Genomic DNA, 24,200 nt, shown 5'->3' with positions numbered 1-24,200 from the left:
CCGCAATGCCATCGTCGACGCCTGCTAACGTGATGCCTCGTCCGACATCAAGGCCGCTAGTCGCGCCTTTTCATCGGGCGTGAGCGGCGGAGCTGGTACGTCTGCACCACTTCGCGCGCGGCGCCGAATTTGCAGCCACAGCGCCAGACCTCCGCCGGCCAGCAGCAGCGGCGCGAGCAGCCACAGCAGCATCGTCTGACGCTCGAAGCGCGGCTTGAGCAGCACGAATTCGCCATAGCGCGCCACCAGGAAGTCGAGCACCTGGGAATTGCTGTCGCCGGCTGCGATCCGTTCGCGCACCAGCAGCCGCAGGTCGCGCGCGAGCGGCGCATCGGAATCGTCGATCGACTGGTTCTGGCAGACCATGCAACGCAGCTCGCGCGACAAGTCGCGTGCGCGCGCTTCCTTGGCGGGGTCCGACATGATCTCGTCGGGCTGCACGGCGTAGGCCGCAGGCGAAGCCAGCAGCGCAAGCGCGACGATCGCGGCCATCATCCGGCGCATCAGAATCACTCCGCCGGCTGGAGGCGTTGCTTGGCCCGCGCCGGCTTCGGCGCACCAACCCGCAGGCGCCGGTCCGAGAGCGACAGCATGCCGCCGAATGCCATCAGCACGGGTCCCCACCAGATCAAGAGCACCAGCGGCTTGTGATAGATCCGCACCGCGATCGCACCGTCGGCGGCGACGTCGCCGAGCGAGATGTAGAGCTGGCTTGCGCCACGCGTCAGCAGCGCAGCCTCGGTGGTCGAGGATCCGCGCGTGGTGAAACTGCGCTTCGAGGGCGTCATCACGCTGAGCGTTCGGCCGTCCAGGCTGACGTTGAACTGCGCGATCATCTCGCGGTAGTTCGGTCCCTGGCGCTCAAACAAGCCGTCGAGCTTCAGATCGTAGCCCGCGACCTGGGCGACGTCGTTCGGCTTCATCGTCGCGATGTATTCGCTGTTCCAGGTGGTCTCGCAGACGATCCCGATCAGCGCGACGCCGAGACCGGCATGAGCGAACACAGACCCCCATGCCGAGCGCGGCAGGCCGCGGGCGCGATGCAACGACGTTGCGAACGGCAGGCGAAACAAGCCGGTTCGTTCGGCGAGATCCGTCACGGCGCCGGCGATGACGAACACTCCAAGCCCGATCGCCAACGGCGCCAGCGCGCTGCCGCCCCGCGTCCAGGCCCAGACAAGGGCGATCACGACGAGCCCGGCGACACCGGCCGCGAGCAGGCGCTGGGTGACCCCGAGCAGATCGCCGCGCTTCCACGCCAGCATCGGCCCGAACGGCACCGCGAGCAGCAGCAGGACAAATAGCGGGACGAAGCTGAGATTATAGAACGGTGCGCCGACCGACATCTTGAAATCGGCCAGCACCTCCATCGCCAGCGGATAGAGCGTGCCGAACAACACGACCGCGCAGGCGACGGTGAGCAGAAGGTTGTTCAACACCAGCGCGCCCTCGCGCGAGATCGGCGCGAACAGGCCGCCCTGTTTCAACGCGGTGGCACGCGCCGCGAACAGCGACAGGCTGCCGCCAATGAACAGGCAGAGGATCAGGAGAATGAACACGCCGCGGGTCGGATCATTGGCGAAGGCGTGCACGGAAGTGATGACGCCCGAGCGCACCAGGAAAGTACCGAGCAGCGACAGCGAGAAAGTCAGGATCGACAGCAGGATGGTCCAGACCTTCAGCGCGTTGCGCTTCTCCATCACCAGCGCCGAATGCAGCAGCGCGGTGCCGGCGAGCCACGGCATCAGCGAGGCGTTCTCGACCGGGTCCCAGAACCACCAGCCGCCCCAGCCGAGCTCGTAATAAGCCCAGTAGGAGCCCATGGCGATGCCGAGCGTCAGGAAGATCCAGGCGACCAGCGTCCACGGCCGCACCCAGCGCGCCCAGGCCGCGTCGATCCGCCCCTCGATCAGCGCCGCGATCGCGAAGGAGAACGAGATCGAGAAGCCGACATAGCCGAGATAGAGCATCGGCGGATGCACGGCGAGGCCGATATCCTGGAGCACCGGGTTGAGATCGCGTCCCTCGATCGGCGGATTGACGATGCGCAGGAACGGATTCGAGGTCACCAGGATGAAGAGATAAAAGGCGCTGGCGATCCAGGCCTGCACCGCAAGCACATGCGCGCGCAGCGACAACGGCAGATTGTTGCCGAAGGCGGCGACCAGCCCGCCGAACAGCGCCAGGATCGACACCCAGAGCAGCATCGAGCCTTCATGGTTTCCCCACACGCCGGTGATCTTGTAGATCAAGGGCTTCATGGAGTGCGAATTCTCGTAAACGTTGGCGACGGAGAAATCCGAGGTCACGTGCAAGGTGACGAGTGCGACAAACGATGCGCCGACGAACAGCAACTGCGCCAGCGCGGTTGAGCGCGCCACGTTCATGAGCGCGGTATCACGCAAGCGCGCCCCGATCAGCGGCACGATCGACTGGATCAACGCCAGCGCGAGCGCCAGCACCAGCGCATAATGTCCGGCTTCCGCGATCACCGCACCGCTCCCTGCGAATTGCCCTGCGCGGTCGTCGCCGCCGGCTTGACGCCATCAGATGCCTTGGCACCGTAATCGTCCTTCCAGTGCCCCTGTTTCTTCAGGGCATCGGCGACGTCCTTGGGCATGTAGGTCTCGTCGTGCTTGGCCAGCACCGTGTCGGCCTTGAACACGCCATTGGCATCGAGTGCGCCTTCGGCGACGACGCCCTGCCCTTCGCGGAACAGATCAGGCAGGATGCCCTTGTACGCGACGGGCAGCTTGGCACCGCCGTCGGCCACTTCGAACGTCACCGCGAGATTGGCGCCACGCTGGAGCGAGCCGGGCTGCACCAGGCCGCCGAGACGAAACCGCTTGCCGGGCTGGACGTGCTTCTCGGCGACCATGGTCGGGGTCGAGAAGAACACGATGGAGTCACGCAGCGCGTTGAGCACGAGCGCGGCGGCCAGCGCGAGCACGGCGAGCGAGCCGCCGATGATGGTCATACGTCGCTGCTTGCGCGTCATGGCGTATCCGTTCTCCGCGCGTCTCGTTGCAAAATCGTCATCCGTCGAGCCCCAGAGTCTTGAGGCCTTCGTTGAGCTGGCGCAGCCGTTCGGCGTCGTTGGCGACCGCCTGACGGGCATCGGTCGAAGCACCCACCGCCTTGTCGCGGTCGCCCATCACGAGATAGGCGCGCACCAGACGCAGCCAGCCGTCGACATCGTCGCCGTTCTGCTTCAACCGCGTGGCCAGACGTTCGACCATGCCGCGGATCATCGTGCCGCGATCGCCCTCGCTCATATCCTTGGAAGCTGCGATCGTGTCGTCCGACAATGTCGGCATCGTACCGCCGCCGCCGACGCGCGCCAGTGAGGATTGCACCAGAGGGCGCCACGGCGCATCCGCCGGCGCCTTCGCAAGCAGCGCCCGCCAGATATTGGCCGCATCATCCTTGCGGCCGTCCTGCTCGGCGGCGAGCCCCAGGAAATAGTTCGCCTTGGGATCGTCGGCGTTGAGCGCATGCGCGCGCTCGAACTCGGTCTTGGCGTCCGCCGTCACCACACCGCTGGCAGCGGCCGCGATCGCCTCACCGAGATCCGACCGACGCTCCGGGCTCTCGCCGTTGTAGGTCAGCGCATTGCGATAGGCGCGCACCGCGTCGTCGAAGCGGCCCAGCCGTTCCAGTACCGGGGCGAGCACGCTCCAGCCGCGACCGTCGGTCGGATTCTTCTCCAGATGTTGCTCGACCTGCACGACGAGAGTCTCGAGCGACTGCGCCATGCCGGGTCCCGGCCCACGCTCCCGTTGCGCCAGCGGGAAGTCCTGAAGCTTCGGCGAACCGAGCGGAATGTACACGCCCATCGCGATGAGCGGCAGGCCGATGAGCGCCAGCACGGCGGCCGCACGGCGCCATTTGAGATCGGACTTCGGCTCGGACACAGACTCGCTGCCGGCCGCGGCGAGCAGCCTGCGGCTGATCTCGACGCGCGCGGCTTCGGCTTCCGGCGCGGCTATCAGCCCCGAGGCGAGATCACGCTCGATCTCGGCCAGCTGGTCCTTGTAGACGGCGACCTCGCTGCCCTGATTCTCGGTGTCCTGGCGCTGTGCGCCTGCGCCACGGCCGAGCGGCCAGAGCACGGCGAAGATCGCCGCGACCGTCATCAGCGCGAACACGAACCATAGCGTCATCGGGCAAGCTTCCGGGAGGGCGCGAACCGCGCCCATCAATGGCTTTATCACGTGGCCTTACACCACGTGGCTTTACACCACGGCCGGACAGGGCGGCAATTGACAATTGTCAATTCGGCGCGAGCGGCGCCGTCTCGAAGCGGTGGAAATCCAACGGCTTAGCCGATCTGGAAGTCCACGCTCTGGGCGGCATCCTCGCCGCGCCCGTTGAGCGCCTTCAGGAAATAGGTTCCTGGCGTGATCGCTTCCGGCAGTCTGATGCGCACGGCGCCCAGCGGAACCGGGGACGCAATTGTGGTGACTGTCTCAGGCAGTTGCCGACCGCTTGCCTTATCGACCAGCACCACCTTCGCGCTGACCATCAGTCTTTGATATTTGGCAACAATGACGCGGTTCTCAATCTCGACGAAGCTGATAATTGGTTTCATGCGCCCACAAATAAAATGTCCCCAAACATGCGCGGCGACCGTACGGCCGGCCACCAGCATCGTCAACCATAAATTGTGATCACGAAAAGATGCGCCTGGTTCAGCTGGCGCGCGTCGATTTTCGCTCGCCCGTTACCGCGTTTTCTGCGGCGCGGCTCATCAACGAGGCGTAGTCGTCGCCGAACAGCACCTCGCAGAATCGGATCGCGGCCTGAACCTGCTGCTGGCGATAGGTGCGGACCTTGTGATCGGCCGCGCGCAGCGACTGCACCAGCGATTCTGTCGACCGCTCCACATATTGCTGGAGGTCGGAATAGGTGCGCAACGTCACCTCGTTGATCGCGAGCTCGCTGGCATAATTGCGGCAAGTCGCGACGAAATCGATCAGCGCCACGGTCTCCTCGACCTCGGTGCTGTCGATGCGCGCCCCCGGCGGGATGTCCTTTTCCGCGCGCTGGCGCAGAATGCGCCGAACGCGGCCGGGAACGCTGTCGATCTCCGATTGCAGGGCATTGGAGATGTCGGCCCGAATCGAGGTCAGCTGCTTGCCCCAGGTGGAATCGTTGCGCAGATCGAGCTCCGTGCGCAGGCCGCGCACACCGTCATGCAGCGCCTTCAAATTGTCGGCAATGGTGTCGAAGCGGCTGCGCTTGATATCCGTGCGCAAATTCGCGGCAACGCAGGACAAATCGTGCAGCGCCATCGTGACGGCAACGCCGTAGGGCGTCGCCGCGACGCGGATCTCGTCGTCCGACGCCGCGATCTTGATGGCGAGGCGGATGATCTGCCACGGCGCGGCCATGCGCTGGATCACCAGCGACAGCGCGAAGGGAAGCATCTGGGGCGTCTGGACCGCGGGAATGTTGAGCGCAGCAGTCACTGCGGCGACCTGGGGATCGCCGAACGTGCGCAGGAAGCGCGGAAGCTTTTCGTTGAGCGTGCCGATCGCCTCGCGGATCTGCAGCACCGCGCCGATCGAATAGAGATCCTCGATCACATTGGGCGGCCCGACGCGCGCGAGCGCGCGCGACTTGTCGCCGCCGCCCGGCCCGGTGAGCGCGAAGATCGCATCCGCCGCGACGGCCAGGAGATCATGGGCGAGCGTTTCGACCTGGCCGGCACTGTCGGCAGCCGGCATGCGCGCCAGCGTCGCCTCGAATTCGTTCAGCTTGGCCGGGGCACCGTCACGGCCGAGCCATTGCCAGATCGGCTGCAGCGAGGAGCGCCGGATCTGTCCGACCCGGGTTGGTGCGCCGGCGTCGACCAGGAACGGTTCCACTATCTGGAACAGCAGCCGCGACAGATCCTCGGTGCGCGGCGGCGGGGCTTCCTCTGATTCGGTCTTGCGCACGATCTTGCGTAGCTGGTCGAGCACCAGGGTCGCCACAGCCGTGTCCTGGCCGCGCTCAAGCGCGCGCTCGAACTCCCGCATCAGCAGCGCCTGCGCCTGCGGCGGGAGCTGCGCGAGATATTCTCTCAGCCGCTCGATCGATGTCTGGCTCATGCGCCCGGGTAATGCACGCTAAAGTGGCGGACATGGGATGCGTCCGGGCGCGATCATAGGGGCGCGCGCCTTAAGAAGCCGTTGAGGAAGTTGCGGCGAATGCCCCCGATTTCGTCCGCATCGACGTCGGCCAGAGCAGAAAATCGCGCCGGAACAAGGGATTATATTCCGGGCAGCACCAACTCGGCCCGCAGGCCCCCGATCGGCGCGGGCCCCAGCGAGAGGCTGCCGCCATAGAGCGCGGCGAGGTCGACCACGATGGACAGGCCAAGCCCCGATCCGGGTTTGGACTCGTCGAGGCGCTGGCCGCGCCGTGAGACCTGGGCGCGCTCGGCCTCCGACAGGCCCCGCCCGTCGTCATCGACGAGCAGCCGCAGCCGCGGGCCGGCGCCGGCCTGCTGCGGGGGGTCTACCAAAACCTCGACAAAGACCCGCGAGGCCGCCCATTTGCAGGCATTGTCCACGAGATTGCCGACCATCTCCTCGAGGTCCTGCCGTTCGCCGCGGAACTTTGCCGACGGATCGGCCTTGGTCTCGACGACGATGCCGCGGCCGCGGTGGATCTTCTCCATGGTCCGACGCAAGGCCTCGATGGCCGGCGCGACCTCCGTAACGGTCCCGACGACGGAAACCCTTGCCGCGATGCGGGCGCGCTCCAGATGATGGGCGACCTGATCGCGCATCACGTCCGCCTGCTCCATCACCTTGGCCGCGAACGGATCGGCGGCATGCGCGTTGGCCTCGTTGACGATGACCGAGAGCGGCGTCTTGATCGCATGCGCGAGATTGCCGACATGGGTGCGTGCGCGCTCGACGATCTCGCGGTTGGCATCGATCAGCGCGTTGGTTTCGCGCGCCAGCGGCGCGATCTCGACCGGGAATTCGCCCTCGAGCCGCTCCGCCCGGCCGGAACGGATGTCGGCGATGGACTCCGAGATGCGCTTGAGCGGCGCCAAACCGAATCGCACCTGGAATACCGTGGTCAGCAGCAGCACGATGCCGAGCGCGGTAAAGGTGCCGCCGAGATAATAGTCGAAGCTGCGCGTCTCGTCGAAAATCTCGGTGTCGTCGCCGGCGACGCTGATGAGATATTTTCCGTCGCTGCCGAGATCGACCGGCCGCTCCACCATCCGCAGGTTCTGCCCCTCCGGCCCGTCGACATAAGCGAGGCGGATGCCGGCGGCCGTGAGCTCGGCGCCCTGCTCTTCCAGCTTCGGCAGCTTCTTGTCCCACAGCGAGCGCGACGAGCGCACCTCCGGCTTTTCCGTGTCGGTGCGCGTGATCTGCCAGTACCAGCCGGACAGCGGCAGCTCGAACAAGGGCTCGCCGAGCGACTGGAACTGACGATCCGGCGGCTCGTCGGGAGTCGCGACCTCGGCGATCAGCGTGCGCAGATAGAGATTGAGCCGGCGGTCGAAGGCGCGCTCGGTGGCATTCTTGTAGACGGACGACAGCGCAACGCCGGTGATGGCCAGGATCACCACGAGCCAGGCGGTCGCCGACAGGAACAGTCGGTTGGCAAGCGAGCTAGCGGCCATCGGCGGGGTTCCGGCGGGCACGGGATGGCGGATCGTCGGACGTCATGACCCGACCAAGGGCCCTGTGTCCGGCCGGCCGTCAAGCCCAAGTGACGTCAAGAGGCGTCAAGCGGCCGGCGGGGTCAGGAGATAGCCGAGCCCGCGGACGGTCTGGATGATGTCGACGTCGAGCTTCTTGCGGATGCGGCCGACAAAAACCTCGATCGTATTGGAGTCGCGGTCAAAGTCCTGGTCGTAGAGATGCTCGACGAGTTCGGTGCGGGAGACGACGCGGCCCGAGTGGTGCATCAGGTAGGCCAGAAGCCGATATTCGTGCGAGGTCATCTTCACGGGGTTGCCGGAGACGCTGACCCGGCCGGTCCTGGTATCAAGCGTGACCGGGCCGCAGCTCAGTTCGCTCTGGGCATGGCCGGTGGAACGGCGCAGCAGCGCGCGGATGCGCGCCAGCACCTCCTCCAGATGGAACGGCTTTGCGACATAATCGTCGGCGCCGGCATCGAACCCCTGCACCTTGTCGCTCCAGCGATCGCGCGCGGTGAGGATCAGGACCGGCATGGTGCGGCCGTTGCGGCGCCAGGCCTCGAGCACCGAGATGCCGTCCTTCTTCGGCAGGCCGATATCGAGCACGACGGCGTCGTACGGCTCGTTGTCGCCGAGATAATGCCCCTCCTCACCGTCGAAGGCGCGATCGACGACGTAGCCGGCGTCCGTCAGCGCCTTGGTGAGCTGGCGATTGAGATCAGGGTCGTCCTCAACAACGAGCAGGCGCACGCTTGTCTCCAAAGATAGGTCGCATGAATGACCACCGGAGATGAGCAATTCCGGCGTGAACTGAATATGAACACCGGGAACCGGCTTACGTTACTTTTTGGTCATTTGCGACCCGCTCGCGCACCGACACGACTGCGCCCGCCAGGCCAGCGGACGAGCCGGTGGCTTGGCGGGCGCAGTTGTGCCGCGCGACGCGGCGGATCCGGCCCTCAGGTCCGGAAGAACACGAACCAGACGACGGCGAGGATCAGGATCGCAAGCCCGGTCGAGATGGCAAGCAACGCTGCCACGGACGGCCCTGGCTCGCCCTGGCGTGCCTCGGTCGAGGTTTCGACGATCGGACGCTGCTCTCGCCTGGTTGCCATGATGGTGACCTCAATCTCCGGCCGTCTTTCGATGTCGCAACATCGTCACAGCCTCGTCTCGCGGGGCAACGCCTGATCCGAAATGATGTTCCGGACTTTGCATTTGGATCAGGCAGCAACCGCCCGCCCCGCGGCCGGTTAACGCAGTTGCAGGATTCCGCATCCCGCCTCGCTATGATTCGCTGTTCCCCGATGGTATTCTTGTCAGCTGTCCCTGTTGCGTTTGGAGTAGCCCATGGCCCCGCGTGCCAATTGGAAGGGTTTTCTGCGCCTCTCGCTCGTGACCTGCCCGGTCGCGCTCTATCCGGCCACGTCGGATACCGAGAAGGTCTCGTTCAACCAGATCAACCGCAAGACCGGCCACCGGATCAAGTACCTCAAGGTCGACGCCGAGACCGGCGACGAGGTGACCTCCGAGGACATCGTCAAGGGCTACAAGGTCGACACCGACACCTATATCGAGGTCAGCAAGGACGAGCTCGACGAGATCGCGCTGGACTCGACCCATACGATCGAGATCGACGAATTCGTGCCGAAGGCGGACATCGACAACCGCTACCTGATCCGCCCCTACTATCTCGTGCCGGACGGCAAGGTCGGCCATGACGCCTATGCGGTGATCCGCGAGACCATCCGCAGCATGGACAAGGTCGCGATCGGCCGCGTGGTGCTGACCAACCGCGAGCACATCATCGCGCTTGAGCCGCTCGAGACCGGCCTGATGGGCACTCTGCTGCGCTACCCCTACGAAGTACGCAGCGAGAAGGAATATTTCGACGACATTCAGGACGTGAAGCTGACCAAGGACATGCTCGACCTCGCCAGGCATATCGTCGAGAAAAAGTCCGGCGCGTTCGAGCCCGAGCTGTTCGAGGATCACTACGAGACCGCGCTGATCGATCTCATCAACAAGAAGCGTTCCGGCGCGCCGATCGCGACCAAGGCGGCACCGAAGACGGGCGGCAACGTCATCAACCTGATGGATGCGTTGAAGAAGAGCATTGCCAACGAGAAGGACGCAGCGCCCGCAGCCAAGACCGCGGTCAACGCCGCCAAGGGCAAGAAGCCGAAGAAGCGCGTGGAGGGCCAGCGCGAGATGCTGCTGCCGATCGCGGGCAAGGGCGGCAAGGAAGCTGCAGCCAAGACGGCGGCACCCAAGAAGGCCGAGAAGCCGGTGCGCGCGCCGGCGCGGACCAAGAAGGCCGGCTGACGACATCATATTGCTGATCGCATCGTGATGCCTCTCCTCATCGGTCCGGCGGCCTGACATGCCCTGGTCGACGCCGTTCGAGGATCCGATCGCGTTACGCGGCGGCCGCAGGTTGCGCACGCTGCAACAGGCCGCCGACTACATCATGCAGCTGCCCGAGGCCGAGCAGCAGCAGCCGCGCTGGCAAACAGCGGTCGAGACACTCATCAATGCGGCGGAGAACGGCGGCGGCTGGGTGATGTTTGCCCGCATCGGCATGCTGCGTGCACTGAACGCCGAGGGGACGCATAGATGAGCGCAGAGCTCGGCATGCTTGCCGATCGGTTGACGAACAGCCTCAACAATCCCTTAAAGCGCCACGGTGCCTTTCGGCACGGCCGTGCAATCATGCCGCACCGGGTATTCCTACGGGAGGCAAAATTAACCGTCGATTCGCTTTGCGGGCATCACGGTCCGGCATCGATCGAGCCAGGGTTCGCACCACCGTGCAGCAGCAGGACACCAGAAAGAACTACATCGGCATCGTGAGCGACACGACCGAGGACGAGCGGATAGCAAACGCTACGGTGCGAGCGCAGCCGCTTGTGGTGAGCGATCTGGTCCGCCGCATCGCGGCAGCACTGGGACGCTCTCGTAAACGCGCACCGGAACGCGCCGGCACGCGTTGAGGCGCCGCCATGGCCGGCGCCGATGCCCTTCGACCCTGCCAATGTCCTGTTTCGGTTCATTTCAACCGGATAATGAAACCTTCGTTTAACGGCTATTAGCTTAAGAGATTGCGGGCAAGGTCGGCCGAACCTGTATTTCCTGGTGCGCGCAAAAGCCAGGTCGTCAATTTACCAATTTGATAACGCCGCGAGCATACATTGGACTGGATAAAGAGGAGTTGGCGATGACTTTGCTCAAGTCTTTTCTTGCCGATGAAAATGCCGCCACCGCGATCGAGTACGGCCTGATCGCCGCGGGTATTGCGCTCGCCATCGTGACGGTTGTGACCAACACGGGGAGCGTCCTCCTCAGCAATAAGTTCAACTCGATCAGCGCGGCCACGAAGTAAATCCCAATCTCGTCATCGCGTGCCGATGGTTCGCGCGGCGCCGCCCGATGACAGGCGCTTCTGACCCAACAGAAGTCCTGCTCATTGACAAAAGGTCGATAAAACCCGGAATGCCGTTCCGTTAAACGCGATCAATGCGTCGGGCGATATAGAGATGGGTTTCGTAGTCCATTTCAAACTGCCCTTGGAAATCATCTATCGCTTTCGCGAGTTCGCTGAGGAGCTCGTCGCGCTTCGCTGCCTCCAAGATCCGGTGGTCCGACCGCGAGCGCAAATAATCGGTGTAGCTTGATGTCGTGTGCTGGCGTTTCCAGGGATAGCACTTGTGCTTCACTGGCTCGAATAGCCCTGACTGGTGAAACCAGTCTTTGAAGGGGCCGTCTGGCAGGTACCAGGCCTCCGGTGGCGAGCCCCATTTTCCGATTCGACGCAGATAAATTTCTTTGAACCGCTCAAGCAGCGGGGCGGGTATTCCGACCGGGACGTGCCCAAACACCGCGAGTGAACCGCCGCGCTGAAGCACCTCGGCCGCTTTCGAGAACCGCATCTCCGGAGAGACCCAGTGCCAGGATTGCGCGGCAATGATCAGCCGGAATCCTGCCTGGTCGGCCGGCCACGCTTCGAAAGTGGTCTCGAGCAGTTCAACGTTCTCAAAGTCTGCCAAGCCCTCACGTGCGGCACGAAGCATTTCCGGTCCAGGGTCAATCGCGAGTATTGGAAAGCCTCGCTTCGCGAAGCCCACCGTCGCTTGACCCGTACCGCAGCCGACCTCGAGGATTCGATCTTTCGTCTTGAGATCGGCATATGTCACGACATCCTCGACAAGCGCATCGGGATATTCAGGACGCGCAGCCCTGTAGACGCTCGCGACTTGATTGAATGTAAAACGCTGCTCCATGAGATTTGCCTGATCGGCGCCGCAGGGTGTCTCATTAGAGCTGTTCTTCGTTCGTTGCACAACCCCTGCGGACAATTAGTCGCCCCACGCGAAAGGCACCGCCAGCGTGGGGCGATTTGGTGTGAGGTCGGAATCCGCGCATGCTGCAACGCCTCGCGGCGAAATCCGCAGCGGGCGCTGGCGGAATGATCGGGCCGCAAGTCACCTGTAATCTGCTTCACACGCAAACGCGCGGGATCGCGCTAGATGAAGTGGGGCCACGCCTCCCGCGCGGCCTGCTCCGGAGCTGACGATGATGGCAGCATTTGCAAAGGCGATATCGCGCGCGACGCGAACCAACGTCGATGTGGAAACTCTCAAGATCCTCGTGATTTTCTCTGGCGCCGGCCTGCTGGTCTCGCTTCTCGCCGCAATGTTGTATGGACAGGCTCTGAGCGCCGCTTTGTTTTGAAGGCAAGTGGCCGCGCTTCAGGGACATCGCGGCAAGCCGCCTGTTATTGCTTTGCGCGCCTGTTCTTTGGAGCCTGTGGCGCCGGCGCGGTGCTCGCCGCGTTTGCCGATGCGAGGGAGTCGACGCGTGAGCTGAGGGCGCCGACTTGCTCGGACAGAAGCTTGCGTTCGCCGGATTCTGCTGCAAGCTTTCTCTGAATGTCGGCCAACTCCTCGGCAAGTTTTTGCTGGCCCGCCTGAACCTCTTTCACCGTCTGCCCAAGAGCGGCCGTCGCCTGTCTGACGTCTTCCTCCCCGGAAGCTTGCTGCGGGGCGGCCGCCTGCTGCAGCGCCTCGATCTTGTAGTTCATCCAGACGAAACCACCGACGGCCAGTATCACCGCCAGTGCAACGACGACCCAAGGGAGCACGGCTCGCCTGGATTGGACAGGGTCTGAGTATTGGGTCATCATGGCTCCCGAGGACTGACCCCCGATCCAACACCTTGAATGTGACTTGGTTGCGTCCGCCTTCTCTTCTGCAGCCATTAAGGGCAGGATGGGTGAAGCTAGACTTTCCCGCTATCCATGCCAGCGCTGAACCCGCTCCCCATTTCCGTCAACATTGGCCGCCATGTGTGCTGATATTGTTGACGCAGCGTGGCTCGGAGAGCCTTGCTGTCAATCGTTAGACCAAAGCTGTTTAGAGGACGCGGATGAAAAGCGCGACGCTCCTGGTTCTTGGCTTCGCGTTTGTCGGCCTCTCGCCGCAGGACAGCGCGAGAGCACAGACTTCGGCGACGCCGCCGGTTTCGCTGGCCCCGCCCAAAGCATCGCTGCCACGAGCGGGCGCTAAAAACCCTCCGGCAGCATCTGACAGGGCGTCGTCGACACCGCCCAGCAGCGGACCTTCAGTCTTGCCTGGGCCTGCCACCGACTACGATGGGTTTAGCGTTGGCACTGTCGAAGATAACACCCCCGATCAGGCAATGCGACCGAAGCGGTCTCGCGCAGTGAAGGGCTCCAAGCCCAATCTGGACGCAAACGGCATCGCGGAGCAGCCGTCGCTTGATCAGGAAGATGAGGCGTTGAAACGCAAGCTGACGATCTGTCAAAGCTGCAAGTAGGCGGTTCCCGCGGACGTGCCGACTTGCGGCTGGCAACTCCGATCAGCCGAACGCCCGCGCTGCATAGCTGACCTACGGCAGCCTTGATCCGCCCGCGCTTTACCCTCCCGCCATTTCCTGATCCTCTTTCCTCCAATCAGCCGGACCAACCGGCCTGCCCCAGGGAGAGAGACGCCATGAAGCTCGGCACTGCGATTGCGGAAATCATGCGGCGCGAGGGGATCGAGATCCTCTGCGGTTATCCCGTCAACCATTTGATCGAGCACGCGGCCAAGGCCGAGATTCGGCCCGTGATGGTGCGGCAGGAGCGCGTCGGGATCCACATGGCGGACGCGATTTCGCGCGTGACGTCGGGGCGCACCATCGGCGCGTTCTGCATGCAGCACGGGCCCGGCGCGGAGAACGCGATGGGCGGCGTGGCGCAGTGCTTTGGCGAATCCGTGCCCGTGCTGGTGCTGCCGATGGGCTATCAGCGACGGCTGTCGCATATCGAACCGAACTTCAATTCCAGCGAGGTGATGAAGGCGTTCTCGAAATCATCCGAGCCGATCATCCTGGCCGCGGAAGTCGTCAACATCTTCCGCCGCGCCTTCACGAGGCTGAAGAACGGCCGCGGCGGTCCCGTGATCGTCGAGATTCCGGCCGACATGTGGAACGAGGACGTGCCGGAGCCCCTCGACTATACGCCGGTGCTGCGCACCCGCTACGGCGCAGACCCCGTGCATGTGAGGGAAGCAGCCGCCCTCCTCGTCAACGCCAAGCGTCCGGTGATCTACGCAGGTCAGGGCGTGCATTACGCGCAGGCGTGGCCGCAGCTGAAACGGCTCGCCGAGCGGCTTGCCATTCCCGTCACCACCAGCCTGGGTGGCAAATCGTCGTTTCCGGAAACCCATCCGCTCTCGCTCGGCTCCGGCGGCCTCGCAGTGCCGCGCGCGGTGCCGAAATTCCTTAGTGAAGCCGACGTCATCTTCGGCATTGGTTGCTCCTTCACGGAGACAAGCTTCGGCATCGCGATGCCCAGGGGCAAGACCATCATCCATTCCACGCTCGATCCGAACCATCTCAACAAGGATGTGGAGGCCAGGATCGGCCTGGTCGGCGATGCCGGCCTCGTGCTCGATGCGCTGTTGGAAGAGATCAACAAGACCGTCACCAGGGATCGCGATGCATCAGCGGTCAGCGCCGAGATTGCCGCCTCTCACAGGGAGTGGCTGGCGAAATGGATGCCGAAACTCGCCAGCACCGACGCGCCGCTCAATCCCTATCGCGTGCTCTGGGACCTGCAGCACACCGTCGATATCCGCAACACCATCATCACCCATGATGCCGGCAGCCCGCGCGATCAGCTCTCTCCGTTCTGGAAGGCTGTCGAGCCGCTGTCCTATCTCGGCTGGGGCAAGACCACGCAGCTCGGCTACGGCCTCGGGCTGGCGATGGGCGCCAAGCTCGCAAAGCCTGACAAGCTCTGCATCAATGTCTGGGGCGATGCGGCGATCGGCTTCACGGGGATGGATTTCGAGACCGCGGTCCGCGAGCGCATCCCGATCATGTCGGTCCTGCTCAACAATTTCTCGATGGCGATCGAATTGAAGGTGATGCCGATCTCGACCGAAAAATATCGCTCGACCGACATCTCCGGCGACTATGCCGCGATGGCGCGCGCCTTCGGCGGCCATGGCGAGCGGGTGACAAGGCCGGAGGAGATCGTGCCGGCGATCAGGCGCGGCATCCAGAAGACGCAGGAAGGCGTGCCGGTGCTGCTGGAGTTCATCACCAGCAAGGAGACGGAGGTGTCGCGGCCGGGCACCTGAACCCGGCCCGAGCGGGCCGCCCCCGATATGCGCAAGGATATTCCTAGCCTGAACGGTCCCATGATGGAATAATCCCTTCCGGATTAAGCAATTAGGCCCGACGCCGGCAGGCCGTCGGGCAAATTGGATTTTTGGAATGGTGGCGCTTCCGCAGGACATGGCGGCCGAGTTCGGGGGCAGGATTGCCAACCTCGAGCAGCAATTGCAGTCAAGCACCGCGGAGAACGCGCGGCTGCAGCATGAATTGACGCTGGCGCGGGAGCGCCAAAGCGCCAGCGCCGAGATTCTGCGCGCCATCGCCAACGCGGGCGGCAATGCCGATGCCTCGTTGCAGCAGGTCGCCGAGACGACCGCGAGCCTGTTCGGCGCGTCCAGCGTCTCGCTGCTGATCGCCGATGACGAGCGCTGGGGCCGGACGCTCCGGGTCGGCGCCGGCTCGGAGCGGATCGCCGCCGCAATCCCGCTGGCGCATGTCGCGATCACGCCGCGGTTCATGCCCGGCGCGGTCTATCTCGAAAACCGCCAGGTCCACGTTCCCGACTGCGACGATCCGGCGGCAATGGCGCGGTGGCCGGGGTTAGCTCCGGCTCGGACGGCCGGCACCCGCACCATATCCGGCACGCCGCTTCGCCGCGAGGGACGGGCCATTGGCGCACTCATCATACATCGTGGTCGTCTCGAACCTTTCACGGCCGAGGAGCTCGCGCTGCAGCAGAGCTTCGCCGACCAGGCCGTGATCGCAATCGAGAACGCGCGGCTATTTAACGAATCGAAGACGAAGTCGCGCGAGCTCGGCGAAGCTCTGCAACAGCAGACCGCGACCGCCGACGTGCTGAAAGTGATCAGCCGCTCGGCCTTCGATCTGCAGGCGGTCCTGACAACGCTGGTCAGGTCGGCACTCGATCTGTGCAATGCGCCCATCGGTACTTTCTTCCTGCGGGAGGGCGATGCGCTTCGCCTCGCGACCCAGATCGGCTGCTCGCCCGAGCTGGTGCAACACTTTCGCGAAAATCCGGTGCCGCTGGACCAGAGCAGCGGCGCTGGACGCGCCTACTCGACTGGCACTGTCGTTCATTTCCACGACGTGACGGCTGATCCGGATTATCGCCTGAATGAGGTGCAGCGACTGGGTGGCTACCGCAGCCTTCTGGCGGTCCCGCTTCTCCGCGAGCAGGAGGCTATCGGCGTATTCAGTCTCTCGCGCACGGAGCCGGAGCCGTTCACTCAGCGGCAGATCGACCTTGTGACGACCTTTGCAGACCAGGCCGTCATCGCGATCGAGAATGTCCGGCTGTTCGAGCAAGTCCAGGCCAAGACGCGCGATTTGACCGAAGCGTTGCAGCAGCAGACCGCTACCGCCGACGTGCTGAAAGTCATCAGCCGCTCGGCTTTCGACCTGCAAACCGTGCTCGAAACCCTGATCCGATCCGCCGTGGAGCTGTCTGCCGCGCGGCGCGGCGTCATCTTTTTGCGGGACGGCGAGCGGTTCAATTACCAGGCGGCGTCCTACGCCGATCTACACCCGGATTGGGTGCAGTTTCTCAAGTCAAATCCGCAAAAGGCCGGGCGAAACTCCGCGATCGCACGCGCGATCGAGAGTGGTCAGGTGGTCTGCGTGGCCGACGTGCTAGCGGATCCCGAGATCACCATGCCTGCGACTGCCCTTGCCGGAATTCGCGCGGTGCTCGCCGTTCCCTTGCTCCGCGACGGCAGGGTCGAAGGCATCATGGCGCTGTCGCGCCCGGTGCCGGGGCCCTTCACCGAGCGCCAGATCGACCTGGTCCAGACCTTCGCCGACCAGGCGGTCATCGCACTGGAGAATGTCCGACTGTTCGATCAGGTCCAGGCCAGAACGCGCGATCTGACCGAGGCGCTGCAGCAGCAGACCGCCACCGCCGACGTGCTGAAAGTCATCAGCCGCTCGGCTTTCGACCTGGATTCGGTGATGAACACGCTGACACATTCGGCCGCCGAATTGTGCAAGGCAGAGCTCAACGCGCTCTACATTCGTGAAGGTGATGTCCTTGTCGCGCGCGGCGTGGCTGACGCCGATCCCGCGCAAGCTGACTTCCTCCGACGGACTCCGCTCCAGGCCGACAACTCAACCTATATCGGCCGGACCCTCCTTGCAGGCGCGATCCGAAACATTGCTGACGTTGATGAGGAGAGGGAGATTGGCTCGCTCAAGAGGTTCAGCGAGGCTCTTGATTTCAGGTCAATCCTGTTTGTCCCGTTGATGCGGGAGGGACGCGGCATTGGCGTGTTTGCCCTCGCGCGCAAGCGAAAGGGACAATTCTCGCAACGCGAAGTCGAGCTGGTCCAGACCTTCGCCGACCAGGCGGTGATCGCTATCGAAAATGCGCGGCTGTTCGACGAGGTGCAGGCCAAGACGCTCGATCTGACGGAGGCACTGGAGCGGCAGACCGCCACCACCGAGGTGCTTTCGGTCATCAGCCGCTCGCCGTCCGATCTACGGCCCGTTCTCGAAGCCATCTCGGAAACAGCCGCCCGCCTGTGCGGCTCCGAGCAGACGATGTTCTTCCGCTTCGACGGCGAAGTCTTCCGCATCCTGGCGAGCTGGAATTTCCCACCGGACGTTCACGAGATGCTGGAGCGCCGGCCATTGCGGCCTGGACACCCGTCCGCCGTCGGCCGCGCCGGCGCATCGCTGAAACCCGTCTGCATTCCGGACGTGCTGGCCGATCCGCACTACGGTTTGACCAGCGAGCAGAATCGCGCCCGCTATCGCACCACGCTCGCCGTGCCGCTCATGCGCGAGGGTCGGCTGATCGGCGCTTTTTCGCTCAACCGGAGCGAGCCCAATTCGTTTACCGAGAAGCACATCGAGCTCGTCGCGATGTTCGCGGACCAGGCCGTGATCGCGATCGAGAACACACGGCTGTTCGACGAGGTTCAGGCCAAGACGCGCGAACTCAGCGAAGCGCTGACGTACCAGACCGGCAGCGCCAACATCCTGAGAGTGATCGCCTCTTCACCGACCGACGTCGAACCGACATTGAAGGCCATCGTGGAAAGCGCCTGCGAGCTTTGCGGGGCTTATGATGCCGGCGTGTTGCTGAAGGACGGTGAGTTCCTTCGCTTCAGCGCACATCACGGCTCGATCCCGATCGGACTGGAGAGATGGCCGATCAACCGGCGCTGGGCAGCCGGGCGGGCGTTCATCGATCAAGCACCGGTCCACATCGAAGATATCAGCGATGAGAGCCATTCGGACCTCTCCGACGGACGCGGGCTGGCGATCCGGATGGGTCATCGCAGCATCTTGAGCGTGCCGCTGTTGCACGAGAGCGAAAGCATTGGCGCGATCGTGCTTCGCCGCAAGGAAATGCACCCGTTCACCGAAAAGCAGATCACGCTGCTCCAGACTTTCGCCGACCAGGCGGTCATCGCAATCGGCAACGTCCGCCTGTTCGAGGAGGTGCAAGCCCGCACCAGGGAGCTCGCTACGTCGCTCGACGAGTTGCGCACCGCCCAGGATCGACTGGTGCAGACCGAGAAGCTCGCCTCGCTCGGCCAGCTCACCGCCGGTATCGCACACGAGATCAAGAACCCGCTCAACTTCGTCAACAATTTTGCGGCACTTTCGGCCGAGCTGACGGACGAGCTGAACCAACTGCTCGGCTCCACGGCACTCGCCGGGAGCGTCCGCGACGAGGTCGACGAGCTGACAGGCCTTCTGAAGGACAATCTGCAGAAGGTCGTGCAGCACGGCAAGCGCGCCGATTCCATCGTCAAGAACATGCTGCTGCACTCCCGCGACGGCAGCGGCGAGCATCGGCCGACCGACGTGAATGCGCTGGTCGAGGAAAGCCTCAACCTCGCCTATCACGGGGTGCGCGCCGAACAGCCGCAGTTCAACATCACCCTCAAGCGCGAGCTCGATCCAGCCGCCGGCATGGTCGAGGCGTTCCCGCAGGAAATCACGCGCGTGCTGTTGAACGTGATCTCCAACGGGTTCTATGCGGTGGGCAAACGCGCCAGCGAGAACGACGCAGGCTTCGAGCCCGTGCTGAGTGCTTCGACGCGTGACCATGGCGGGCACGTCGAAATCTGTATCCGCGATAATGGCACAGGCATTCCGCCCGAGGTGAAGGAGAAGATATTCAATCCCTTTTTCACGACCAAGCCGGCCGGCGAAGGAACCGGTCTCGGCCTTTCCATGAGCCACGACATCATCGTGAAACAGCACGGGGGTACGATTGATGTGAAAACGAATTCGGGTGAGTTTACTGAATTTACAATTCGATTGCCGCGCAAAAGCAATTTTTCAGACGAAACGAGAGGTTAGCCGTGGGTGTGATGGTTCTCGTGGTGGATGACGAGCCTGATGTGGAGGCTTTGTTCCGCCAGCAATTTCGCCGCGATCTTCGCGCAGAGCGCTTTGTGATGGATTTTGCCAATTCGGCGCCGGCCGCCTTGTCGCACATTGCCGCCGCGTCCGCACAATCGCTGATCCTCATTCTGTCGGACATCAACATGCCCGGCATGACCGGCATCGAAATGCTCCCCAAGGCGAGGGAAATCTGCCCGGATGTGCCGATCATCATGATCACCGCCTATGGCGACGCCGATACACGACGCAAGGCGATGGAAAGCGGGGCCAACGGGCTCTTGACCAAACCGATCGATTTTGCCCTGCTAAGGAACGAGATCGACAGCAGGCTCGGACAGAGTGCGTGAGCAGCAGGTCCCTATGGCCGCCTTTCATGTCGAGCGCTTGCTCAACGGTGTTCGCACCGCACGAATGCAGCTAGAGTAGGCGCCTGCTCCGCCAACTCGGCGGCTTGCGAGACGGACCGCGCGTATTTCATGACTGTCCTCATAACATCGGCATGGCTCATTCGGCGGCAATTGCTGTCGCTGTCCGGCGTCGGCCTGATGCTGGGCGCGCTGTTCTTTGCGGCCGCGCTGACGCCGACGCTGATCCCGCGCAGCTATCTCACGCAAGGCGTGCTCGCCGGCGGCTGCTTTGCGCTCGGCTATCTCAGCGGCGTGCTGTGGCGCCGGCTGTGGCATTATCTCGAATTGCCCGAGCCGTCGGCGCGCGCGCGGTCGATTGCGAATGCGCTCGTCGCAGCCTTCTGTCTGATCGTGGTCATCGTCGCTCTCTGGCGCACGGCCGAATGGCAGAACTCGATCCGCACCGTGATGAAGATGGCGCCGGTCGAGACCGCACATCCGCTCAAGGTCTGCGCCATCGCCCTGATCACCTTCATGGTGCTGCTGGTGCTGGGGCGGCTGTTCGCGCTGACTGCGAGCTTCCTTGCCGCGCGCAAAAGCCGCGTCATCCCGCGGAAGATTGCAAACGTGATCGGCGTGGTCGTTGCAGCCCTGCTGTTCTGGTCGATCGTCAGCAATGTCCTGATCCGCACGGCGTTCCACGCGCTCGACTCGTCCTTCCGCGAAGTCGATGCCCTGCTGGAGCCCGAGCGGCCGCAGCCGACCGCCGCTGAGCGAACAGGAAGCCCGGCATCGCTGGTGAAGTGGACGCAGCTCGGACGCATGGGGCGCAGGTTCATTGCCTCGGGTCCGACCGCAGCGGAGATCAGTGCCGTCACGGGGCGGCCCGCGCGCGACCCGGTGCGCGTCTATGTCGGCTTGGGTAGCCGCGACACCGCGCAGGCGCGCGCCAGGCTGGCGCTCGAGGAGCTCAAGCGCCAGCACGGCTTTGAACGCAAGGTCCTGGTCGTCATCACGCCGACCGGCACCGGCTGGATCGACCCGTCCGCGATGGATACGGTCGAATATCTGCACCACGGCGATGTCGCCAGCGTCGCGATGCAGTATTCCTATCTCAACAGCCCGCTGTCGCTGCTGTTTCAGCCGGAGTACGGAGCAGAGGCGTCGCGCGCCCTGTTCGCGCAGATCTACGGCTACTGGACGACGCTGCCAAAGGACGCCCGGCCCAAACTGTATTTGCACGGACTGAGCCTCGGTGCCCTGAACTCGGAAAAATCCGCGGAGCTGTTCGAGACCATCGGCGATCCCATTGCCGGCGCGCTGTGGAGCGGGCCGCCGTTCGAGAGCCGCATCTGGCGCTCGATCACCGCGAACCGCAATCAGGGCTCGCCGGCGTGGTTGCCGAAATTCCGCGACAGCCGTTTCGTCCGCTTCATGAACCAGAACGGGCCGACGGTGCCGCCAGATACGCCCTGGGGTCCGATGCGCGTGGTCTATTTGCAATATGCCAGTGACGCGATCACGTTCTTTGCCTATCGCGATGCCTATCGCCCCCCGGCCTGGATGAAGGCACCGCGCGGACCGGACGTCTCACCGGAGCTGCGATGGTATCCCATCGTCACGATGCTGCAGCTCGCCCTCGACATGGCGGTCGCGACGGAGACGCCGATGGGCTTTGGCCATGTCTACGCGCCCGAGCACTACGTCGATGCCTGGGTCGCGGTCACCGATGTCCATGACTGGTCCGCCGACGCGCTGGCGCGGCTTAAAGAGCAGCTTGCGGCAAAAGCGCGAAAGACGAGTGCAGGCGGTCGCGACGACGATCCCGATCGCGGCGGCTAGAGGTCCCTACTCCGCCATCTCCACCGGCTGCGCGACGGCCGGACCGGCGAGCGGCCGCTCTTCCATCGCGATCAGGCAGAGCGCGGCGGTGGCCATCAGCGCCGTGGCGGCGCCGAAGACGTAGCGGAACGCGTGCCGCATGTCGTCGGAGGGGATCGCGTTGACGGCGGCGTGATGCTCGCCGGCGAGCGGAACGTCGGCGCCGAGCGCAATGAGCAGGATCGCGGCGAACGCAGCGACCGTGAACGACGACATCAGCGAGCGGAAAAAGTTCATCGCGCCGGTGATGGTGCCGACCTGGGGGCGGGCAACCGAATTTTGCAGCGAGACCACGCAGACCGGAAAGGTCGTGCCGAGCCCGAGCGCGAAGGCAGCCATCAGCGTCAGCAGGCCCCACAGCGGCAACGTCGTCAACGTGAGGCCGAGCGCACAGATCGCAGCCCAGGAGGTGCCGATGATGGCGACGCGCTTGTAGTGCTTGGCGCGCGCCATGGTGCGGCCGGCAATCGCCGCGCCGCAGGTCGACACCGCCGCGAGCGGAATCAGTGCAAGCCCCGCCTCGCTGGCGCTGAGGTGGTAGACGGACTCGTAATAGAGCGGCAGCTGCACGGTGAGGCCGGTGATGGCGCCGAGGCCGCATCCGCCGGCGGTCAACGCGAACGGTGCGACCTTCCCGCCGAGCAGCGGCAGCGGTAGGAACGGCTCGTCGGCCCGGCGCGCATGCCAGACGAAGACGAGCGCGAGCGCGACAGCGCCGCCCACCATCGACAGAACTGTCGGCGAGAGCCACGGGAAGCGCGTGCCGCCCCAGGTCAGCACCAGCATGAAGACGACGGCGGAGGCCATCAGCAGCACGCCGCCGAGCCAGTCGACCTTGCGCTTGCGGTGGAACACCGGGATCTTCTTCATCTTGGGCAGCAGCAGCGCGAGAGCCGCGGCTGCTAGCGGCAGGTTGATCCAGAAGATCATCGACCAGTGCAGATGCTCGGCAAACACGCCGCCGATGACGGGGCCGAGGATGCCGCCGACCATCCAGACGCTGGAGAAATAGGCCTGGTATTGCCCACGTTCGCGCGGCGAGACGACGTCGGAGATCACGGTCTGGACCACCGGCATGATGCCGCCGCCGCCGAGTCCCTGCAGGCCGCGCGCCAGAATCAGCATCGGCATGCTCGGCGCGATCGCGCACAGCACCGAGCCCGCAATGAACAGGCTCAGCGACACGACGAGCATCGCCTTGCGGCCGTAGATGTCGCTCAGCGTCCCGAACACCGGCGCAACGGCTGTCGAGGCGAGCAGGTAGGCGGTAATGACCCAGGAGAGATTGGAGACGTCGTGGAATTGGCGCCCGATGGTCGGCAGCGCGGTCGCGACGATGGTCTGGTCGAGGGCGGCCAAAAACATCGTCAGCATCAGGCTGATGACGATGGTCCGAACCTCGTCCTGCGACAGCGGCACCGGTGGCGCCAGGGAGGGAGCATCGCTGACGCTGATGACCTCGCCCGGAAGACGGGTCAGCTCGTCGGCGATGTCGTCGGGCAAAGTCTGGATATCGGCAGCCTGGCTGCTCTGCCGTGCGAACTTGTTCATTTCGGGCGTGTCAGACGTGATGTTGCGGCGCAAAGCCGGCGAAGGATTCGTTCTATGAAATGTATTTAGACAGCAAAGTCCTTCTCAGGCAGGCCCCCGGGCGCATGGGAGCATCCCGCCGCCGGTCCATCCCGAACGCGTGATGGTCGTCGGAGTGCGATGGCGCATCAGTCCTTCGGACGTCGCTTCAGGCGTGCCCGTTTCGGCAGCTGTGCCGGCCATTGCACGATGTGGTTCTCAAGCTCGTCATCCGGGATCTCTACCTCGCTGCCCTCGACCCGACCGCGCACGGAGACGCCGGCCTCATGCACGGTGTTGGGATCGCCGGAGACCAGCGGATGCCACCAATAGAGATCGCGCCCCTCGGCAACGAGCTTGTAGCCGCAGCTCGGCGGCAGCCAGTTCAGGGTGCGGACATTGGCAGGCGTCAGGCGAACGCAGTCAGGAACCTTGGCGGAACGATTCGCGTAGTCCTTGCAGCCGCAGGTTCCGGCATCGAGCAGCTTGCAGCCGACATGGGTGTAATAAATCTCGCCGGTGTCTTCTTCCTCGAGCTTGTTCAGGCAGCAGCGGCCGCAGCCGTCGCACAGGCTTTCCCACTCGTCCCCAGACATCTGTTCCAACGTCTTGGTTTTCCAGAAGAAACCCTCCTGGCCTGAAGGTCGTTTGGGAGCTGCGGTCATGCGCCTCATCAAGATTCGAAAGAGCTACGGCTAACGTCATCTAGGGCGCGCGCCCATGGCACTGCAAGCAGCGCTCGGGTGAGG

The 24,200-nt window shown here is 64.1% G+C and carries 23 protein-coding genes; 10 read left to right on the top strand and 13 right to left on the bottom strand.

Translation table 11 applies throughout. The features are described 5' to 3' along the window. Window positions 1-24: 24 nt before the first annotated feature. The 9 genes from AC0L2O_RS31840 to AC0L2O_RS31800 form a co-directional block, all read right to left on the bottom strand. On the bottom strand, window positions 25-504 hold the full coding sequence (locus tag AC0L2O_RS31840; RefSeq protein ID WP_473372550.1) for a cytochrome c-type biogenesis protein: 480 nt from the start codon (window positions 502-504) through the stop codon (window positions 25-27). A 5-nt stretch (window positions 505-509) separates the two neighbouring features. After that, window positions 510-2,492 carry a heme lyase CcmF/NrfE family subunit gene (locus AC0L2O_RS31835; RefSeq protein ID WP_409189449.1) on the bottom strand — a complete coding sequence of 661 codons (1,983 nt, stop codon included), beginning with the start codon at window positions 2,490-2,492 and terminating at the stop codon, window positions 510-512. Beyond that, the gene (gene ccmE, locus AC0L2O_RS31830) at window positions 2,489-2,998 is read right to left on the bottom strand and encodes a cytochrome c maturation protein CcmE (RefSeq protein WP_473372549.1); all 510 of its coding nucleotides are present in this window, start codon (window positions 2,996-2,998) and stop codon (window positions 2,489-2,491) included. Before ccmE ends, AC0L2O_RS31835 begins: the two co-directional genes overlap by 4 nt. 37 nt (window positions 2,999-3,035) lie before the next feature. Continuing rightward, window positions 3,036-4,163, bottom strand: a complete 1,128-nt coding sequence (ccmI, locus tag AC0L2O_RS31825; RefSeq protein WP_473372548.1) for a c-type cytochrome biogenesis protein CcmI — start codon at window positions 4,161-4,163, stop codon at window positions 3,036-3,038. Between the two features lie 158 nt (window positions 4,164-4,321). After that, the gene (locus tag AC0L2O_RS31820; RefSeq protein WP_369726470.1) at window positions 4,322-4,591 is read right to left on the bottom strand and encodes a hypothetical protein; all 270 of its coding nucleotides are present in this window, start codon (window positions 4,589-4,591) and stop codon (window positions 4,322-4,324) included. Between the two features lie 100 nt (window positions 4,592-4,691). Next, window positions 4,692-6,095 (bottom strand): hypothetical protein, encoded by a 1,404-nt coding sequence (locus AC0L2O_RS31815; protein ID WP_473372547.1) that lies wholly within the window; start codon window positions 6,093-6,095, stop codon window positions 4,692-4,694. Window positions 6,096-6,256: 161 nt separating this feature from the next. Then, a complete protein-coding gene (locus AC0L2O_RS31810) occupies window positions 6,257-7,633 on the bottom strand; it encodes an ATP-binding protein (RefSeq protein WP_473372546.1) in 1,377 nt (458 codons plus the stop codon). A 105-nt stretch (window positions 7,634-7,738) separates the two neighbouring features. Beyond that, window positions 7,739-8,404, bottom strand: coding sequence for a response regulator transcription factor (locus AC0L2O_RS31805; RefSeq protein WP_018315821.1), 666 nt, complete (start codon window positions 8,402-8,404; stop codon window positions 7,739-7,741). Between the two features lie 209 nt (window positions 8,405-8,613). After that, window positions 8,614-8,769: a hypothetical protein gene (locus AC0L2O_RS31800; protein WP_369725064.1), complete on the bottom strand. Its 156-nt coding sequence runs from the start codon at window positions 8,767-8,769 to the stop codon at window positions 8,614-8,616. 235 nt (window positions 8,770-9,004) lie between these two features. Here AC0L2O_RS31800 and ku point away from each other — a divergent pair, with 235 nt between their 5' ends. The 4 genes from ku (at window position 9,005) to AC0L2O_RS31780 (ending at window position 11,036) form a co-directional block, all read left to right on the top strand. After that, window positions 9,005-9,979, top strand: a complete 975-nt coding sequence (ku, locus tag AC0L2O_RS31795; RefSeq protein WP_473372545.1) for a non-homologous end joining protein Ku — start codon at window positions 9,005-9,007, stop codon at window positions 9,977-9,979. A 58-nt stretch (window positions 9,980-10,037) separates the two neighbouring features. Further along, window positions 10,038-10,274 (top strand): hypothetical protein, encoded by a 237-nt coding sequence (locus AC0L2O_RS31790; protein ID WP_473372544.1) that lies wholly within the window; start codon window positions 10,038-10,040, stop codon window positions 10,272-10,274. A 190-nt stretch (window positions 10,275-10,464) separates the two neighbouring features. Further along, window positions 10,465-10,647, top strand: a complete 183-nt coding sequence (locus AC0L2O_RS31785) for a hypothetical protein (protein ID WP_473372543.1) — start codon at window positions 10,465-10,467, stop codon at window positions 10,645-10,647. 224 nt (window positions 10,648-10,871) lie between these two features. Next, window positions 10,872-11,036 (top strand): Flp family type IVb pilin, encoded by a 165-nt coding sequence (locus AC0L2O_RS31780; RefSeq protein WP_369725072.1) that lies wholly within the window; start codon window positions 10,872-10,874, stop codon window positions 11,034-11,036. Window positions 11,037-11,157: 121 nt separating this feature from the next. On the opposite strand, the gene AC0L2O_RS31775 is transcribed toward AC0L2O_RS31780, so the two are convergent. Continuing rightward, a complete protein-coding gene (locus AC0L2O_RS31775; protein WP_473372542.1) occupies window positions 11,158-11,934 on the bottom strand; it encodes a class I SAM-dependent methyltransferase in 777 nt (258 codons plus the stop codon). A gap of 292 nt (window positions 11,935-12,226) precedes the next feature. On the opposite strand from AC0L2O_RS31775, the gene AC0L2O_RS31770 reads away from it, so the two are divergent. Next, window positions 12,227-12,385 (top strand): hypothetical protein, encoded by a 159-nt coding sequence (locus tag AC0L2O_RS31770; protein WP_369725075.1) that lies wholly within the window; start codon window positions 12,227-12,229, stop codon window positions 12,383-12,385. Between the two features lie 43 nt (window positions 12,386-12,428). Here AC0L2O_RS31770 and AC0L2O_RS31765 read toward each other — a convergent pair whose 3' ends face one another. Next, window positions 12,429-12,836 (bottom strand): hypothetical protein, encoded by a 408-nt coding sequence (locus AC0L2O_RS31765; protein ID WP_409189454.1) that lies wholly within the window; start codon window positions 12,834-12,836, stop codon window positions 12,429-12,431. A gap of 242 nt (window positions 12,837-13,078) precedes the next feature. On the opposite strand from AC0L2O_RS31765, the gene AC0L2O_RS31760 reads away from it, so the two are divergent. The 5 genes from AC0L2O_RS31760 (at window position 13,079) to AC0L2O_RS31740 (ending at window position 21,843) form a co-directional block, all read left to right on the top strand. Then, complete coding sequence (locus tag AC0L2O_RS31760) at window positions 13,079-13,489, top strand: hypothetical protein (protein WP_409189455.1); 411 nt, start codon at window positions 13,079-13,081, stop codon at window positions 13,487-13,489. Between the two features lie 83 nt (window positions 13,490-13,572). Beyond that, a complete protein-coding gene (locus AC0L2O_RS31755; RefSeq protein WP_473372541.1) occupies window positions 13,573-15,300 on the top strand; it encodes a thiamine pyrophosphate-requiring protein in 1,728 nt (575 codons plus the stop codon). 136 nt (window positions 15,301-15,436) lie between these two features. Continuing rightward, window positions 15,437-19,609 (top strand): GAF domain-containing protein, encoded by a 4,173-nt coding sequence (locus tag AC0L2O_RS31750; RefSeq protein WP_473372540.1) that lies wholly within the window; start codon window positions 15,437-15,439, stop codon window positions 19,607-19,609. A gap of 2 nt (window positions 19,610-19,611) precedes the next feature. After that, window positions 19,612-20,001, top strand: a complete 390-nt coding sequence (locus AC0L2O_RS31745; RefSeq protein WP_369725081.1) for a response regulator — start codon at window positions 19,612-19,614, stop codon at window positions 19,999-20,001. A 129-nt stretch (window positions 20,002-20,130) separates the two neighbouring features. After that, window positions 20,131-21,843: an alpha/beta hydrolase gene (locus tag AC0L2O_RS31740; RefSeq protein WP_473372539.1), complete on the top strand. Its 1,713-nt coding sequence runs from the start codon at window positions 20,131-20,133 to the stop codon at window positions 21,841-21,843. 6 nt (window positions 21,844-21,849) lie between these two features. On the opposite strand, the gene AC0L2O_RS31735 is transcribed toward AC0L2O_RS31740, so the two are convergent. Continuing rightward, window positions 21,850-23,433, bottom strand: coding sequence for an MDR family MFS transporter (locus tag AC0L2O_RS31735; protein ID WP_473372538.1), 1,584 nt, complete (start codon window positions 23,431-23,433; stop codon window positions 21,850-21,852). Window positions 23,434-23,600: 167 nt separating this feature from the next. Further along, the gene (locus AC0L2O_RS31730; protein ID WP_473372537.1) at window positions 23,601-24,116 is read right to left on the bottom strand and encodes a YcgN family cysteine cluster protein; all 516 of its coding nucleotides are present in this window, start codon (window positions 24,114-24,116) and stop codon (window positions 23,601-23,603) included. Window positions 24,117-24,200: the final 84 nt, after the last annotated feature.

The organism is Bradyrhizobium sp. Kon10 (assembly GCF_055807395.1).
The sequence above is the reverse complement of the archived record's forward strand: the minus strand, read 5'-3'. Positions and strand labels throughout refer to the sequence as shown.